The sequence below is a fragment of the Sphingomonas sp. G5 genome (assembly GCF_052660795.1).
Window position 1 is genome coordinate 1,495,472 of the sequence record NZ_CP109660.1, and the last position, 16,283, is coordinate 1,511,754.

15 protein-coding genes and 1 tRNA gene are annotated in these 16,283 nt (G+C 70.0%); 11 read left to right on the forward strand and 5 right to left on the reverse strand.

Features of this window, described 5'->3' with window-relative positions; all coding sequences use genetic code 11:
* Positions 1–5 precede the first annotated feature (5 nt).
* From NE358_RS07210 to NE358_RS07225, 4 genes are all read right to left on the reverse strand, one after another.
* On the reverse strand, positions 6–875 hold the full coding sequence (locus NE358_RS07210; RefSeq protein ID WP_103209687.1) for a metal ABC transporter permease: 870 nt from the start codon (positions 873–875) through the stop codon (positions 6–8).
* The gene (locus NE358_RS07215) at positions 872–1,660 is read right to left on the reverse strand and encodes a metal ABC transporter ATP-binding protein (protein ID WP_289942477.1); all 789 of its coding nucleotides are present in this window, start codon (positions 1,658–1,660) and stop codon (positions 872–874) included. Before NE358_RS07215 ends, NE358_RS07210 begins: the two co-directional genes overlap by 4 nt.
* On the reverse strand, positions 1,657–2,601 hold the full coding sequence (locus tag NE358_RS07220; protein WP_289942478.1) for a metal ABC transporter solute-binding protein, Zn/Mn family: 945 nt from the start codon (positions 2,599–2,601) through the stop codon (positions 1,657–1,659). Before NE358_RS07220 ends, NE358_RS07215 begins: the two co-directional genes overlap by 4 nt.
* 173 nt (positions 2,602–2,774) lie before the next feature.
* Positions 2,775–2,860, reverse strand: a tRNA-Leu gene (locus NE358_RS07225).
* A 141-nt stretch (positions 2,861–3,001) separates the two neighbouring features.
* Between NE358_RS07225 and NE358_RS07230 the strand changes: the two genes are divergently transcribed.
* Together NE358_RS07230 and NE358_RS07235 are read left to right on the forward strand one after the other, a co-directional pair.
* On the forward strand, positions 3,002–4,303 hold the full coding sequence (locus NE358_RS07230; RefSeq protein ID WP_116240155.1) for a M20/M25/M40 family metallo-hydrolase: 1,302 nt from the start codon (positions 3,002–3,004) through the stop codon (positions 4,301–4,303).
* Between the two features lie 8 nt (positions 4,304–4,311).
* On the forward strand, positions 4,312–5,157 hold the full coding sequence (locus tag NE358_RS07235) for an undecaprenyl-diphosphate phosphatase (protein ID WP_103209677.1): 846 nt from the start codon (positions 4,312–4,314) through the stop codon (positions 5,155–5,157).
* A gap of 169 nt (positions 5,158–5,326) precedes the next feature.
* Here the strand turns inward: NE358_RS07235 and NE358_RS07240 are convergent, their stop codons facing one another.
* Positions 5,327–6,193 (reverse strand): PAC2 family protein, encoded by an 867-nt coding sequence (locus NE358_RS07240; protein WP_103209675.1) that lies wholly within the window; start codon positions 6,191–6,193, stop codon positions 5,327–5,329.
* 127 nt (positions 6,194–6,320) lie between these two features.
* On the opposite strand from NE358_RS07240, the gene NE358_RS07245 reads away from it, so the two are divergent.
* From NE358_RS07245 to lnt, 9 genes are all read left to right on the forward strand, one after another.
* Entirely contained in the window at positions 6,321–7,019 is a 699-nt protein-coding gene (locus NE358_RS07245; protein WP_103209672.1) for an HAD family hydrolase, read from the forward strand.
* Positions 7,016–8,035, forward strand: a complete 1,020-nt coding sequence (locus NE358_RS07250) for a tRNA (adenine-N1)-methyltransferase (protein ID WP_103209670.1) — start codon at positions 7,016–7,018, stop codon at positions 8,033–8,035. The genes NE358_RS07245 and NE358_RS07250 overlap by 4 nt, the downstream gene beginning before the upstream one ends.
* A 9-nt stretch (positions 8,036–8,044) precedes the next feature.
* The gene (locus tag NE358_RS07255) at positions 8,045–8,992 is read left to right on the forward strand and encodes an FKBP-type peptidyl-prolyl cis-trans isomerase (protein ID WP_289942479.1); all 948 of its coding nucleotides are present in this window, start codon (positions 8,045–8,047) and stop codon (positions 8,990–8,992) included.
* A gap of 88 nt (positions 8,993–9,080) precedes the next feature.
* Positions 9,081–10,073, forward strand: coding sequence for a helix-turn-helix transcriptional regulator (locus NE358_RS07260; RefSeq protein WP_289942480.1), 993 nt, complete (start codon positions 9,081–9,083; stop codon positions 10,071–10,073).
* Positions 10,070–11,044 carry a helix-turn-helix transcriptional regulator gene (locus NE358_RS07265; protein ID WP_103209663.1) on the forward strand — a complete coding sequence of 325 codons (975 nt, stop codon included), beginning with the start codon at positions 10,070–10,072 and terminating at the stop codon, positions 11,042–11,044. Before NE358_RS07260 ends, NE358_RS07265 begins: the two co-directional genes overlap by 4 nt.
* Positions 11,045–11,132: 88 nt before the next feature.
* The gene (gene tatA / locus NE358_RS07270) at positions 11,133–11,384 is read left to right on the forward strand and encodes a Sec-independent protein translocase subunit TatA (RefSeq protein ID WP_056231943.1); all 252 of its coding nucleotides are present in this window, start codon (positions 11,133–11,135) and stop codon (positions 11,382–11,384) included.
* Positions 11,385–11,417: 33 nt separating this feature from the next.
* On the forward strand, positions 11,418–12,209 hold the full coding sequence (gene tatC / locus NE358_RS07275) for a twin-arginine translocase subunit TatC (protein ID WP_499318463.1): 792 nt from the start codon (positions 11,418–11,420) through the stop codon (positions 12,207–12,209).
* Entirely contained in the window at positions 12,206–14,689 is a 2,484-nt protein-coding gene (locus NE358_RS07280; RefSeq protein WP_289942481.1) for a DEAD/DEAH box helicase, read from the forward strand. Before tatC ends, NE358_RS07280 begins: the two co-directional genes overlap by 4 nt.
* Positions 14,686–16,272, forward strand: coding sequence for an apolipoprotein N-acyltransferase (gene lnt, locus NE358_RS07285; protein ID WP_289942482.1), 1,587 nt, complete (start codon positions 14,686–14,688; stop codon positions 16,270–16,272). The genes NE358_RS07280 and lnt overlap by 4 nt, the downstream gene beginning before the upstream one ends.
* Positions 16,273–16,283: the final 11 nt, after the last annotated feature.

The window sequence follows — 16,283 nt, forward strand, 5'->3', positions numbered from 1 at the left end:
GAACATCACGCCACGGCCGTTCGGTGGACGAGGGGACGGAGGGCGTCGACGGCGCGCGCGCCCATGTAGGTGAGGAACACCGCCGCGACGATCGTGAAGCTCACGGGCCAGCTGTTGCCGCCGAACCAGTCGTAGCTCGCGAACGACACCAGGCAGCCGACCCCGACCTGACCCACAGCGATGACCGCGGCCAGCGCGGCAGCGGTCCCCAGCCGCCGTGTGAACAGCAGGGCGGTCGCCGCCGGGCCGATGAGCAGCGCCGTCGAGAGGATCGCTCCGATCGACAGCGACGACAGTTGCACGGACAGAGCGAGCGCGATCAGGAACAGCGTGCTCGCCCCACGCGTCGGCACCCCGCGCGCGGCGGCGAGATCGCGATCGAGCGTCTCGAGACTCACCCACCGCCAGACCGCGGCGACGATCGCGAGGGTGGCGGCCCCCAGGGCGACGATGACCGGCACGAGCCGTGAGTCGACCGAGAACAGTGAGCCGAACAGCACCGAGATCGCCGCGTTGCTCGAACCGCCGATCAGGGTGTCGAGCGTCAGGAACAGAGCGGTCAGCCCCATCCCCGCGCCGAAGACGACCCCCGTGGCGACATCGCGTCCCTCGAGGCGACGTGTCCCGATCGCCTCCATGGCCACGGCGGACACCACCCCCGCCAGAACGAACCCCCACAGCTGGCTGACCCCGAGAAGGAACGCGCCCGAGCCCCCGACCGCCCCGAGGTCGGCGAGCGCGTGCCCCGCGAACGACTGTCCGCGCGTGATGGTGAACACCCCGACGATGCCCGACACCACCGCGACCACCGTGCCCACCACGAGGGCCGTCTGCACCGTCGGGCTGACGAAGAACGCCGAGAGCACGGCGCTCACGCGTTCGTCACCCCCTCGTCGGCGACGACGAAGGTGCGTCCCGCCGCCTCGATCACCCGCATTGGACGGCGGTACAGCTCACTCAGCACGTCGTCTCGCACCACCTCCGCCGGCGTTCCCACCGCCGCTCGACCGCCCGCGAGGTACGCGACACGGTCGAGCACGGGCAGCAGCAGGGTGAGATCGTGTGCGGTGACCACGATCGCCACGCCGCTCTGCCGGCGCAGCTCGTCGAGCAGCACGACGACGTCGCGCGCGCTCACCGGGTCGAGACTCGCGAGCGGCTCGTCCAGCAGCAGCAGGGCGGGGCGGCTCACGATCGCGTGTGCCAACAGCACGCGCTGCTGCTGCCCGCCCGAGAGCTCGCCCACGCGCGCATCGGCGAACCCCGTCGCCCCCACGCGGGCGAGAGCCTCGTCGACGACGCCGCGCAGCCGCCCCCGCCCGAGCGGAATCCCGAGCCGCGCTCCGTCGAGACCGAGCATCACGACATCTCGGGCGCGCAGCGGCGCGTGCGGGTCGAGGCTGATCTTCTGCGGTACGTATCCGATGCCCGCGCGCCGGTCCGGGCGGTGTACCCGACCGGAGTGCGGACGCAGGATGCCGAGCAGCACCTGCAGCAGCGTGGTCTTGCCCGCGCCGTTCGCCCCGATCAACCCGACGATCGCACCCGGCGGAACGTCGAGATCGACATCTTCGAGCACGGGAGCACCGCCGAGACGCACCGCGATCCCGCGTGCCCGGAGGACGACGTCGGGATCGCGGTGCGGAAAATCCTCGCTCACAGGTGCTCGGTCGAGGTGCCCTGGGTGACAGCCGTCTCGAGCGCCTTCACCTCGGCCAGCATCCAGTCCTGGTAGTGGTAGTTCGCCGGCATCGTCTCGTACACGCCGACCACCGGGATGCCGTTGTCCTTCGCCAGCTGCAGGTACTTGTCGGTCGTGTCGTCGGTGACCTGCTGGTTGTACAGGAACACCTTCACCTGCTTGCCGGTGAACAGGGCGTCCTGCGTCGCGGTGTCCTGGGCCGAGGGGTCTGTGTCGTTCATGATGGCCGCCTGCAGGTTCCACGGCGTCTTGACGTCGGCATCCGCCGCCTGCAGCATGAAGTCCGCGACGGGCTCGGTCACGGCCACCGGTGTCTTCGGGTGGTCTTTCGCGAAGGACGAGAGAGCGTCGGTCCAGTCGCTCAGAGAGGCCGTGAAGGTCGCCAGGTTCGTGCGGAACGCGTCGGCGCTCGCCGGGTCGAGTTCGCTGAGCTTGTCGGCGACGGCGCTCGCGACGGCGGGCATGGTCTTCGGGTCGTACCAGAGGTGCGGGTTGTCGGTGCTGTCGGGAAGGCCCAAGACGTCCTGGGCGACGATGACCGAGCGGTTCGCGTCGGGGGAGGCCTTCTCGAGATCGGTCATGAAGTCGTCGTATCCGAGACCGTTCTGCACCACGAGCTGGGCGCCGGCGATCTCCTTTGCCACGCTCGCACTCGCCTCGAAGGTGTGGGGGTCGGTGTTGGGATCGCTCATGATCGCCGAGACATCGACACGGTCGCCGCCGATCTGCTGCACGACGTCGGCGTACTCGTTCTCTCCGGCGACGACGGTGATCTTCGGGCTGGAGTCGGTGGCCGCGGCGGGAGCGGCGGACGACGCCCCGGTCGAGCATCCGGCGAGGATGAGGGTGAGGAGAGAAACGGAGGCGGTGGCGGCGACGACGGTGCGCGCAGTCTTCATGGAGGTCGGTGTCCCTTCGGCGATCGGCTCTCTGCGAATGAGAACCGTTATCGGCAAGGAAGATAGGGACGCGGCCTATGTCGGCAGACAGTGGGGGCTATCGGTTGGCTGTACGGCTGCCGACGCAGACAACGAAGAAGGCCCCGGACGAATCCGGGGCCTTCTTCATTCTGTGCGCGAGGGGGGACTTGAACCCCCACGCCCGTTAAAGGGCACTAGCACCTCAAGCTAGCGCGTCTACCTATTCCGCCACCCGCGCATCTGGGTGTTTTGCTGCTTTCGCAACGAAGAACGACATTACCACGCTCCAGAGGCCGCCTCGAATCGTCGTCGCCGCCCGGGCGCGTCCCGGGGCGACACGAGGCGGGGGAACGCACTCGCCCCCGGTACCGTAGAGCGCATGCCCGAGCTCGACACCGATATCCCCGAGGTCGCCCGCGTCGCCCGCGACCTCATCCGGTTCGACACCTCGAACTACGGCGGGGGGCGAGCCGAGGGCGAGCGCGAAGCGGCCGAGTACGTCGGTGCATACCTCGAAGCCCTCGGCCTCGAAGTCGAGTACTACGAGCCCATCGAGCGTCGCACGAACGTCTGCGCCCGCATCCCCGGACGCAACCCCGACAAGCCCGCCCTGATCCTGCACGGCCACCTCGACGTGGTGCCGGCCGTCGCCGCCGACTGGAGCGTCGACCCCTTCGCGGGCGAGATCCGCGACGGCGTGCTCTGGGGTCGCGGGGCCGTCGACATGAAGGACATGGATGCCATGATCCTCACCGCCGTCGCCGACGTGCTGCGCGCGGGGGAGCAGCCCGAGCGCGACATCATCGTGACGTTCTTCGCCGACGAGGAGAACGGCGGAGTGGAGGGCTCGGCGCTCGTGGTCGAGAACCGCCCCGAGTGGTTCGCCGGCGCCACCGAGGCCATCAGCGAGGTCGGCGGGTACTCCATTTCCGTGGGCGACCGCCGCGCGTACCTGCTGCAGGTGGGCGAGAAGGCCCTCGTCTGGATCAAGCTCGTCGCGCGCGGTCGCGCGGGCCACGGCAGCGGCCTGCACCCCGACAACGCCGTGACGAGGCTCGCCGAGGCCGTCGCGGCCCTCGGCCGCACCGAGTGGCCGATCCGCCTCACCGACACCACCAGGCAGTTGCTCGAGGGCCTGGCCGAGATCACCGGCGACGACGCGGGCGACCCCGACGCTCTCGCCCTGCGCACCGGCGCGGCATCCAGCTTCATCCGTTCCACCCTGCGCACGACGACGAATCCGACCGGCCTCACCGCCGGCTACAAGCACAACGTCATTCCCGACCGCGCCGAAGCGCTCATCGACGTGCGCGTGCTCCCCGGCACCGAAGACGCGGCTCTCGCCGACATCCGCCGGATCGTCGGACCCGACGTCGAGATCGAGATCGTCCACCAGGACATCGGCCTCGAGGTGCCCTTCTCGGGAGACCTCGTCGACGCGATGATCGCACAGCTCGGTCGGCACGATCCCGGCGTGCCGGTCGTGCCGTATCTCATGGGCGGCGGCACCGACAACAAGGCCCTCGCCGGCCTCGGCATCGCCGGTTACGGATTCGCACCGCTGCGCCTTCCCGCCGATCTCGACTTCACCGGGATGTTCCACGGGGTCGACGAGCGCGTCCCCGTCGACGCGCTCCAGTTCGGTCAGCGAGTCCTCGCCGACCTCATCCGCACGTACTGAAGGACCGCATGCATATCTTCGAGGTCATCGTCCTCGGGCTCGTCCAGGGCCTCACCGAGTTCCTCCCCATCTCCTCGAGTGCCCACCTGCGCATCGTGGGGGAGTTCCTCCCGTCGAAGACCGACCCCGGCGCGACGTTCACCGCCATCACCCAGATCGGCACCGAGCTCGCGGTGCTCATCTACTTCCGCAAGAAGATCGTCCGGGTCATCTCTCGATGGTTCGGCTCGCTCACCGGCAAGGTGCCCCGCACCGACCCCGACGCCCGCATGGGCTGGTTGGTCATCATCGGCACGCTGCCGATCGCGCTGCTCGGCGTGCTGCTGCAGAGTCTCATCCGTGACAACTTCCGGAGCCTGTGGATCACCGCGGTGGTGCTCATCGTCTTCGGCATCCTGCTCGGTCTCGCCGACCACTACGGAAAGCGTCGTCGGGAGCTCGACGACCTGACCTACCCGCACGGTATCGCGTTCGGTGTCGCGCAGGCCCTCGCTCTCGTCCCCGGCGTCTCTCGCTCGGGGGCGACCACGACCCTCGGCCGCGCCCTCGGGTACACGCGCACGGCGGCCGCGGAATACTCGTTCCTCCTCGCCGTCCCCGCGGTCTTCGCGAGCGGGTTCTTCGAGCTGTACAAGAGCTTCGACGAGGGCACCGGCCCGTACAACCTCGGTGAGACGGCGCTGGCGACCCTCATCGCGTTCGTCGTCGGCTACGTCGTGATCGCCTTCCTCATGCAGTACCTCAAGCGCGGCAGCTTCCTGCCGTTCGTGATCTACCGCGTGGCCCTGGGGGTGCTGATCATGGTGCTGCTCACGTTCGGCGTGCTGCCGGCGTACTCCGCCATCACCGGTTGATCCCGGATGCCGCGAAGGCGTCGTCCCGTTCGGGGCGGCGCCTTCGTCGTGCAGACGAGGGTCCCGGCGGTGCGGCCAGACTCCGCCCCGACCCGGGGTGGTGGCGCTCAGGCAGAGAGAGGTACGCGAGCCCGTCGAAGGGACCGGGGGAGGCGTCGGCGAGTCCTCGTCAGCGCCGGGGCGGGTCGTCGCGACCGGGCTTGGTGGGGCCGTCGCCGCCGCGGCGGAGATAGCGCTCGAACTCCTGGGCGATCGCGTCTCCCGAGGCTTCGGGAGAGTCCCACGTGTCGCGGGTCTGCTCGAGCTGGCGGATGTACTCGCTCATCTCGTCGTCGTCGGCCGCGGCCGCATCGATCGAGGCCTCCCACAGGCGCGACTCGTTCTCGAGGTCTCCGCGCGGCACGGCGATCCCCGTGACGGACTCGAGTTTCTCGAGCAGGGCGAGGGTGGCCTTGGGGGAGGGTGTGTGCCCGGCGACGTAGTGCGGCACGCTCGCCCACAGGCTCGCGGTCGGGATCCCCACCGTCTCCGACACATGGCCGATGGCGCTCAGGATGCCGACCGGCCCCTCGTACAGGCTCCGCTCGAGCCCCAGCGACTGGCGTACGGCCTCGTTGTCGCTGCCGGCGAACACCGAGATGGGCCGCGTATGCGGCACGTCGGACATCATCGAGCCCAGCGCCACGAAGCCCGAGACGTCCTCGCGCAGGGCGACGTCGATGAACTCGGCCGCGAACGCCTGCCAGGCGCGCGCGGGCTCGACCCCCACGAGCAGCCAGATCTCGGCCTCGTCGGATCGCTCGACGGGACGCAGCAGCGTGGCTTCGGGCCAGCTGAGGGTGCGGCGCCCCTCGGCATCCAGTCCGACCTGGGGGCGCGTGTACTGGTAGTCGAAGTACAGTTCGGGGTCGACCGTGTGGACGACCTCGTACTCCACGTCGGCCCGCAGCATCGCTGCGGCCGCCGACGCGGCTTCTCCGGCATCGTTCCATCCGTCGAACGCGGCGACGATGATCCGGCGACCCAGTGCGTCCACGCAACCTCCTCTGCCCCGTCGGGGCTGGCTTCCAGAATAGGCGCACCCGCGCGCACCGAGCCGGTCCCGGCCCGCGCGGGCCTCGCGTCGAACGGGGCGGAAGCGGCGCCCTCAATAGGATGGAGCGATGACTTCCCCCGCTCCCGCCGCCGTCCTCTGGGACATGGACGGCACGCTGGTCGACACCGAGCCGTACTGGATGGCCGCGGAGACCCCGCTCGTAGAGCGCTTCGGCGGCTCGTGGTCGCACGAGCAGGCGCTCGGCATGGTCGGGCTCGCCCTGGAGGATTCCGCGCGCTTGTTGCAGAACGCGGGAGTGCCCTGGGGCGTCGACGAGATCATCTCCTACCTCACCGACGAGGTGCAGCGTCAGCTCGCCGTCACGGGCGTGCCGTTCCGCCCGGGTGCCCGTGAGCTGCTCGCCGACCTCCGCGCCCACGGGGTCAAGACCGCCCTCGTGACGATGTCGATGCGCCGCATGGCGCTGTCGGTGGTCGAGCTCATCGACTTCCCGGCCTTCGACCTCGTGGTCGCCGGCGACGACGTCGAGCGCCCGAAGCCTTACCCCGATCCCTACCTGCAGGCCGCCGCCGCACTCGGCGTCGACATCCGCGACACCGTGGCGATCGAGGACTCCCCGAACGGACTGCGCTCGGCGATCGCCAGCGGCGCCGTCGCGCTGGGAGTGCCCCTCATGGTGCCGCTCGAGGGGGTCGGCGCGCACGAGCTCTGGCCGAGCCTCGAGGGTCGCGCGACCTCCGACCTGCGGGCGCTCCACACCGCGCACGCCCCGACACACCCCGAAGAGACACGAGTCACCCGATGAGCGAGACCCCCCACCTGAGCGGCCCCTTCCGGGTCGGCGATCGGGTGCAGCTGACCGGCCCCAAGGGGCGCATGCACACGATCACCCTGCGCGAGGAAGGCGAGCTGCACACCCACAACGGCGTGCTGAAGCACTCGCTCCTCGTCGGCGAGCCCGACGGCAGCGTGGTGACCAACAGCTCCGGCCACGACTACCTCGCCGTCCGCCCCCTGCTGCGCGACTTCGTCATGTCGATGCCCCGCGGTGCGGCGATCGTCTACCCGAAGGATGCCGCGCAGATCCTCGCGCAGGCCGATATCTTCCCCGGCGCCACCGTCGTCGAAGCCGGCGTCGGTTCGGGCGCGCTGTCGCTGTGGCTCCTGCGGGCGATCGGCCCGGCGGGGCGGCTGCTCTCGTTCGAGCGCCGCGAAGAGTTCGCCGAGGTCGCTCGCGCCAACGTCGAGACGTTCCACGGCGAGCTGCCCGCGACCTGGGAGGTCGTCGTCGGCGATCTCGTCGAGAGTCTTCCCGACGCCGTGGCCCCCGCCTCGGTCGACCGCATCGTGCTCGACATGCTCGCGCCGTGGGAGTGCATCGACGCCGCGGCCGACGCCCTGACCCCGGGCGGCGTGGTGCTCTGCTACATCGCCACCGCCACACAGCTCAGCCGTGTGGCCGAGTACATCCGCGCGACGGGACTGTTCACCGAGCCGGATGCCAGTGAGACCATGGTCCGCGGGTGGCACGTCGAGGGCCTCGCGGTGCGCCCCGACCACCGCATGGTGGCGCACACGGGCTTCCTCATCACCGCCCGCCGCCTGGCGCCCGGTGCTATTCCTCCCGAGGTGAAGCGTCGCGCGTCGAAGTCGAGCTACGGCGACGAAGACGTGGAACTGTGGACGCCCGGTGCGGTCGGCGACCGTCAGATCACCGACAAGAATCTCCGCAAGCGCGTGCGCGAGGCGCAGAAGTCGGCCGAGGGTGTTCGGCAGTCCGTCGCGGGCGCCTCGTCGGAGGACCCCGGTTCGACCGCCTAAACTGATCCGGTGCGTAGACTCCCCGCTCTCGTGGCCGTGACCGCCCTGGCCGGATTCGGCCTCGTCGGGTGCTCGGCATCCGCCGCTTCGTCGTGCCCGACGCCCACCGACAGTGCCATCGCCTCGGTGGTCGACGCGAGCGGTGACTTCGGCACCGCGCCCACCGTGTCGGTGCGCTCTCCCTTCGTTCCCGAAACGGCCGGGACGCAGACGCTCATCGAGGGCGACGGCCAGCGCATCACGAGCGATAACCAGCTCTCACTGGTCGATGTGACGGTGTTCGACGCCGCCACCGGCTCGCAACTCGTCGCGACGACCTACGCTTCCGACGTGAAGTCGGCGACGCCTCTGCCGCGCCTGACGCAGGCGATCCCCGCGATCGCGCCGCTGCTGCACTGCGTGGCCGAGGGCTCGCGCGTCGCGGTCGCCATCCCCGGCTCCGAGCTGGGCACCCAGGGTGCGCAGGCCCTCGGCGTCAACGAGGGCGACGGGGCGGTCTTCGTCTTCGACGTGCGCAAGGTCTTCCTCCCCGCCGCCGACGGCGCCGACCAGTACAACGCCGACTCGGGCATGCCCTCGGTCGTCCGCGCCCCCGACGGCACGCCCGGCGTGGTCATCCCCGCCGGCGACGCACCGACGCAGACGCGGTCGCAGACCATCAAGAAGGGCGACGGCGACGTGCTGACCGCCGACTCCTCGGTGGTCATCCACATCCAGGGTGTCGCCTGGGGCGCGACCACCACCTTCGCCTCGACGTGGAAGAACGGCGCGCCCGGACAGGCGACCGTGTCCCAGCTCCCGCCGGCCCTCGCCTCGGCGCTCGAGGGGCAGACCGTCGGGTCGCAGGTGCTCGTCGTCGTGCCCGCCGACCAGACCGCCCAGGACCAGCAGATCCTCAAGGCTCCCGCCAATTCGGCTCTCGTCTACGTCGTCGACGTCCTCGGGACGGTCAGCTGATCGGCATCCGCTGATCCGATCGGCGTCAGCGCGGTCGACGAACGCACCGCTCTGCACCGGCTGGACGCTCGACGCCTAGGATGGGCGGGTGCCCGCCGCCGTCTCCCGCAACGCTCCAGAGGAGCGTCTGGTGAACCTCGTCGTCGCCCTCATGGCGACCGAGCAGGGGCTGACGAAAGACACGATCCTGTCGTCGGTGGCCGGTTACCGGGAGCAGCTCGAAGCGGGCGCGTCGAAGGACGCGCTCGAGAAGATGTTCGAGCGCGACAAAGAGAGCCTGCGCGGTCTCGGCGTTCCGATCGAGACGATCGGCAATCGTGCGGATCCCGACGACCTCCGCGAGGCGCGCTACCGCGTGCCGACCGCCGAGTACGCCCTCCCGGAGGACATCACCTTCAGCCCCGCCGAGGTCGCGCTGCTGAACATCGCGGGCGGCGTGTGGGGGACCGAGTCGCTCTCGGCCGATGCGCGCAGCGGTCTGCGCAAGATCCGTGCCCTCGGCATCGCCGTCGACGAGCCGATCATCGGGTACTCCCCGCGCATCCGCGTGCGCGACGCTTCATTCGCCGCTCTGCAACGGGCGATCGAGCAGAGCCGCGTCGTGACCTTCACCTATCTGCGCCCGGGTGAGGCGCGCCCGCGGGAGCGACGCGTGCAGCCTCTTGCGCTCGTGGAGTACGAGGCGCGGTGGCACGTCTACGGCTACGACCTCAATGTCGACGCCGACCGCACGTTCCTTCTCTCGCGGATCGTCGGCGAGGTGACGATCCTGCGCAAGAGCTTCCCCGCCGCGCTACGCGAGGGCGCGGGCGAACGAGCGCTCGACGGTCTGCGTGCCGTCGCCGCCCGTCAACGCGCTCTGCTCGAGGTGCACCCCGGCACGGAGGCCGCCCTGCGCCTGGACCGCCGCGCCGAACAGGCGCCCCAGGGGATCCGCGTGCCCTACGTGGATCTCCACGTCTTCGCCGACGAGCTCGCCTCGTACGGCCCCGAGGTGCGCGTGGTCGAGCCCGCCGACCTGCGCACCGAGGTGATCCGCCGACTCGAGGCGACGTTGGCCCTGCACGGGGGTGCTCCGTGAGCGACGATCGTCCTGTCGCCGCACTCGACCGCGCGGCGCTTCTGCTGCAACTTGTGCCCTACCTGCTGGGTAAGGGCGAGGTCTCGGTGACCGAGGCCGCCGCCGAGTTCGAGGTCGCTCCCGAACAGATGCGCGCGATGGTCGAGCGTCTGACGGTGATCGGCCTCCCGGGCGAACGGGGGTACTGGCAGCTTCCGCACGACCTCTTCGACATCGACTGGGATCTGCTCGATCGCGACGACGTGATCGCCATCACGAACACCGTGGGGTTGGAGCGGTCCCCGCGCCTGACCGCCCGCGAGGCGGCCGCTCTGCTGGCCGGACTCCAGCTGGCGCGAAGCCTGCCGGGCTTCGGCGACAGCGAACTCGTCACGGGGCTTCTGTCGAAGCTCGCGCGGGGAGCAGCAGCCGCCCCGGCGGCGGTCATCGTCGCCCCCGGCCCCGTCGACGGCGTCCGCGACGTGGTCGACGAGGCTCTTCGCTCCCGCGTCGCGGTGACCTTCACCTATCGCGCCCCCGGCGCCGAGCCCATCACCCGCACGGTCGACCCGATCAAGGTGCACATCGCGAACGGCCAGTGGTACCTGCAGGGCTGGGATCATCTTCGTCAGGCCGTGCGTACTTTCCACCTCGACCGTGTGAGCGAGGCCCGTGTCACCGACATCCCGGCCGTACACGGCGCCGACCCGGTGCCCGAGCTGTTCGCGCCGGCCGACGACGAGGTCGTCGCGCGCTTCCGTTTTCCGCGCGAGGTGGCGCCCCTGCTGTCCGACTACCTCGAGCGCGCCGAGGTCGAGGAGGCCGACGGCGGCCGGGTCGTTGCCTCGCTCCGTCTGGCCGACGAGCAGAGCCTCAAGCGGCTCGCGGCGCGTCGCGGGGGAGAGGTCGAGCTGTTGGAGCCCGCGGGGGCGCGGCGCGCGGCCGCAGCCTGGGCGTCCGCGGGGCTCGCGCAGTACGCGCACGAATCCTGACCGATCCCGCAGGGTTCCCGCGCGTCGGAGCACAGCACCATCGCCCGGGTTAGACTGAAGAACCGCCCGAACGAGACGAGGAGTCGACATGTTCCAGGGTTTGACCGGATGGCACCTGCTGATCGTTCTCGCTGTCATCCTTCTTCTGTTCGGTGCCGCCAAGCTCCCCGCTCTCGCCAAGAGCATGGGTCAGTCGGCACGCGTCTTCAAGAGTGAGATGAAGGAGATGAAGCGCGACGACGAGGTCGCCGCCGCATCCGAAGCCCCGCGCGCCACCGACATCGGCACGACGCCGACCGTCGCCCCCGAGCCGCGCAGGTCGACCGACCCCACCGTCTAACCCGTGGCGACGGCAGGACCGCCGCGGATCGACGTGCCCGAAGGACCGCGGCGCGACAAGCGCATGTCGATCGGCGCGCACCTGGTCGAGCTGCGCAAGCGGCTCATGATCGCGGCGCTCGCGCTCGTGGTCGGCATGGTGGTGGCCTTCATCATCACCGACCCGATCATCCACCTCATCACCGAGCCCATCCGCGTGATCGCGGAGCGGCGCGGCGACGACTTCTCGGCGCTGAACTTCACCTCGGTGACATCGGCGTTCGATCTGCGCATGCGCATCGCGTTCTCGATCGGCATCTTCCTGTCGGCGCCGGTGTGGCTCTGGCAGATCTGGGCGTTCATCATGCCCGGGCTCACGCGCAAAGAGATCCGTTACACGGTCGGGTTCGTGGCATCCGCGGTCCCGCTCTTCTTCGTGGGCTGCTGGGTGGGACTGCTGATCGTCCCGCACGTGATCGAGCTCATGTGGGGCTTCACCCCCGAGGGCGGCGTCAACTTCTACAATGCGGTCGACTACTACGACTTCGTTTTCAAGCTGATGATCGTCGTGGGCGTCGCCTTCGTGCTTCCGGTGTTCCTGGTCGCGCTGAACGTCGCCGGCATCATGAGCGGCAAGGCGATCCTCAAGGGCTGGCGCGTCGCCATCCTCATCGCGACCCTGTTCTCGGCGCTGGCTACCCCCGCGGCCGACATCATTAGCATGCTGATGCTGGCCGGCATCCTGACCGTCCTGTTCTTCGCTGCGGCCGGGGTATCGATGCTCTTCGACCGGCGCAAGGCCCGCCGCCTCGCCGCGGCCGAGATGCCGTCGGGGCCCATCGCGTGAGTTCCCCCAGTCCGGCCGAGCGTTTCGCTCGCGCCGCCGCCCGGTCCACGCACCCGCACACGGCGGACTTCGCCGAGATGCAGCGCTTCGAGCTCGACGACTTCCAGATCGCCGGATGCCACGCCCTCGAGGACGGCCGAAGTGTGCTGGTGGCCGCCCCCACCGGGGCCGGTAAGACGATCGTCGGCGAGTTCGCCATCCATCTCGCGATGCTCGAGCCCGGTGACAAGGCGTTCTATACGACCCCCATCAAAGCGCTGTCCAACCAGAAGTTCCACGAGCTGCAGGAGGTCTACGGCGACGACGAGGTGGGCCTGCTGACCGGAGACACGAACATCAACGCCTCGGCACGCATCGTCGTGATGACGACCGAGGTGCTGCGCAACATGCTCTACGCCGATTCGCCGGCCCTCCGCGGCCTGCGCTTCGTCGTGATGGACGAGGTGCACTACCTGGCCGACCGTTTCCGCGGGGCGGTGTGGGAGGAAGTCATCATCCACCTCCCGCCGTCGGTGAAGCTCGTGTCACTGTCGGCAACCGTCTCGAACGCCGAGGAGTTCGGCGATTGGCTCGACACCGTGCGCGGCGACACCGAGGTGATCGTGTCGGAGACCCGACCCGTGCCGCTCGAGCAGCACGTCCTGGTCCGGGGCGATCTGCTGCCCCTGTTCGACGATCGCGCGGGGGTCGCCACGGCCCAGGTGAATCAGGAGCTCCTGCGCATCCGCGGAGGCAACGCCGGCGGGTACGAGAACAACCGACGCGCCCAGGAGTATCGCTCCCAGCGTCACGCGGGCGGCCCGCGCCACGCGCACCAGCGCCGCGGCGGCCACAAGCCTCTGCGCGCCCAGCAGGGGCCGCGCATCGAGCGCATCGACCGCCCCGAGGTCGTCGAGCTGCTGCAGCGCAACCACCTTCTCCCCGCGATCTTCTTCATCTTCAGCCGTGCCGGATGCGATGCGGCGGTGCAGCAGCTGCGTCGCGCGAACGTGCGCCTGACCTCGGCCGAAGAGCGCGTCGAGATCCGCCAGATCGTCGACGAGCTGACCTTCACGCTCAAAGACGAAGATCTCGCCGTTCTGCACTTCTGGGAGTGGCGCGACAACCTCGAGCGCGGCATGGCGTCTCACCATGCGGGACTGCTCCCGGCATTCAAAGAGGTCGTCGAGGAACTCTTCCGCCGCAAGCTCGTGAAGGTCGTCTTCGCGACCGAGACCCTCGCCCTCGGCATCAACATGCCCGCGCGGACGGTCGTGCTCGAGAAGCTCGAGAAGTTCAACGGCGAGGCCCGCGTCGCTATCACGTCGGGGGAGTACACGCAGCTCACCGGTCGCGCCGGTCGCCGCGGCATCGACGTCGAGGGCCACGCCGTCGTGCAGTTCACCGAGGGACTCGACCCCCAATCGGTCGCCGCCCTCGCATCTCGGCGTACGTATCCGCTCAACTCGAGCTTCCGGCCCACGTACAACATGGCCGTCAACCTCATCGATCAGTTCGGCCGCGCCCGTGCCCGCGAGATCCTCGAGTCGTCGTTCGCGCAGTTCCAGGCCGATCGTTCGGTCGTCGGCCTCGCCCGCCAGGTGAAAGAGGCCGAGGAGTCGCTCGCCGGCTACGAGAAGGCCATGACGTGCGACCGCGGCGACTTCCGCGAATACTCCACGATCCGCCGCGAGCTGAGCGACCTCGAGAAGATCAATCGACGGGATGCCACGGCGCCCCGCCGCCTGCGCGACGAGCGCCAGCAGCAGATCCAGTCGCTGCGCAAGCGGATGCAGCGGCATCCCTGCAATTCGTGCCCCGATCGCGAGTCGCACGCGCGCTGGGCGGAGCGGTACTGGAAGCTCAAGCGCACCACCGACAAGACCCGCCACCAGATCGATCAGCGCACCGGCACGGTCGCGCGCGTGTTCGATCGCGTGGTCGAGGTGCTCACGACCCTCGAGTACGTGGCGATCGAGGACGACGGCGCCACCGTGCTGACGCCCGCCGGGCGCACGATGCGCCGCATCTACGGCGAGCGCGATCTGCTCGTGGCGGAGTCGCTGCGCCAGGGTCTGTGGGAGGGGCTGGACGCTCCCTCGCTCGCGGCCCTCGCGTGCTGTCTCGTGTACGAACCGCGGCGCGACGAGGCCGGCCCCGGGGAGCGCGGTCTGCCGCGCGGTGCCTTCCGGGTGGCCCTGGATGCGACGCAGACGTTGTGGCAAGAGCTCGACGACCTCGAACGCGACCACCGTCTGCCGGGCTCCGAGTCGCCCGCGTCGGGTCTCGCGCCGGCGATGCACGCGTGGGCGAAGGGTCTCCCGCTCGACAGCGTGCTGACGCTCGCCGACATGGCGGCGGGCGACTTCGTCCGCTGGGCGAAGCAGACGATCGACCTGCTCGACCAGATCTCGCTCGTGGCCGAGCCGAAGCTCGCCAAGACCGCTCGCACGGCGCTCGACGCGGTTCGCCGCGGCATCGTGGCGTACACCTCGGCATGAGCCGCTCCTCGGCGACCGCTGACGCGACGGCGACCCCGGCGCCGCTGCTGCGTCTGGCGTTCGCCGCCCCCCTGGCCGTGGTGGCGGGACTGCTACTCGTCACGGCGTTCCCCGCGCTGGCGTGGTGGCCGATGGCGTTCCCCGCCGTCGCTCTGGCGCTCGTGACCCTCATCGGTCGACGGTTCTGGTCGGCCGTGCTGATCGGCTTCCTCTTCGGGGTGGCGTTCTTCTCGGTCAACCTCCTCTTCACCGCCCGCTACCTCGGGCCCGTGCCCTGGGCGGCGTTGTTCGTGCTCGAGGCGCTGCTGACGGCCGTTCTGGCCGTCCCGATCGCGCTGGCGTACCGCTGGCTGCCGCGGGTTGCACCCGGGCGCGTGGGGCGCCTCGTGCTTCTTCCGGCGCTCGTGGCGGCCCTGTGGACCCTCCGGGAGCAGATCGTGGGCTCCTGGCCCTACGGCGGCTTCCCCTGGGGACGCATCGGCGTCTCGCAGGTGAACGGGCCCTTCGCCGAGGTCGCGTCGTGGGTCGGCATGTCGGGATTGTCCTTCCTCGTGGTGCTCTTCTGCGCGATGGTGATCGAGTTCGTCCGCGCTGGGCGGCTGCGCCGCCCGGTCGCCGCTGTTCCGGCGGCGGCGGTGCTCGTGGTGCTCGCGGGGCTTCCGGCGTTCCCGACCACCGATGCGGGCTCGATCCGTGTGGGGGCGGTGCAGGGCAACGGCCCGGCGGGGTACTTCGACCAGCGCACGCGCAACGCCGTGCTGAACGCGCAGCTCGCGGCATCCGCTCCGCTGTTCGGCCAGAAGATGGACGTGCTGCTGTGGCCCGAGGGGGGCGTCGACTCCGATCCCACCTCGAACCCCGCGACGGCGGCCGCGCTCTCCGAACTCTCTCGACGCATGGACGCGCCCCTGCTCGTCTCGGCCGTCACCGAACGCGGCGCGGACCTCTTCAACTCGTCCCTTCTGTGGACGGCTTCCGGTCACGAGGGGGCGACGTACGACAAGCGGCACCCCGTGCCGTTCGGCGAGTACGTTCCCGACCGCTCGTTCTGGGAGCCCTTCGCGCCCGACTTGATCGGGCTCATCGGGCGCGAATACACGCCCGGCACGGCGCCGCCGTTGGTCGACCTGAACGGGGTCGGCGTGGGCCTCGCGATCTGCTTCGACGTGATCTACGACGATGTCGTGTGGGACGGCGCCGACGAGGGAGCCGAGGTCTACATGTTCCAGACCAACAACGCGGACTTCCGGGGCACCGACGAGAACCTTCAGCAACTCGCGTTCGCGCAGATGCGCGCGATCGAGACCGGCCGCGCGGTGGTCAACCTGTCGACCGTCGGCACGAGTCAGGTCATCGCCCCGGACGGGTCGACGCTCGACGCTCTGCCGCCCGACACCGCCGGTCACATGCTGACCGACGTGCCGCTGCGTACCGGGCTCACCCCCGCGGTCGTGATCGGACCGGCCGTGAAGATGGTGCTCGGGTGGGGTGGCCTCGCGGCGCTCCTCGCTGCCGGACTGATCGCCGGTGTGCGGGCGCGACGCACGAAGAAGACGCCGGCCCCCGAAGGGGCCGGCGTCTGAATCAGCGGGTC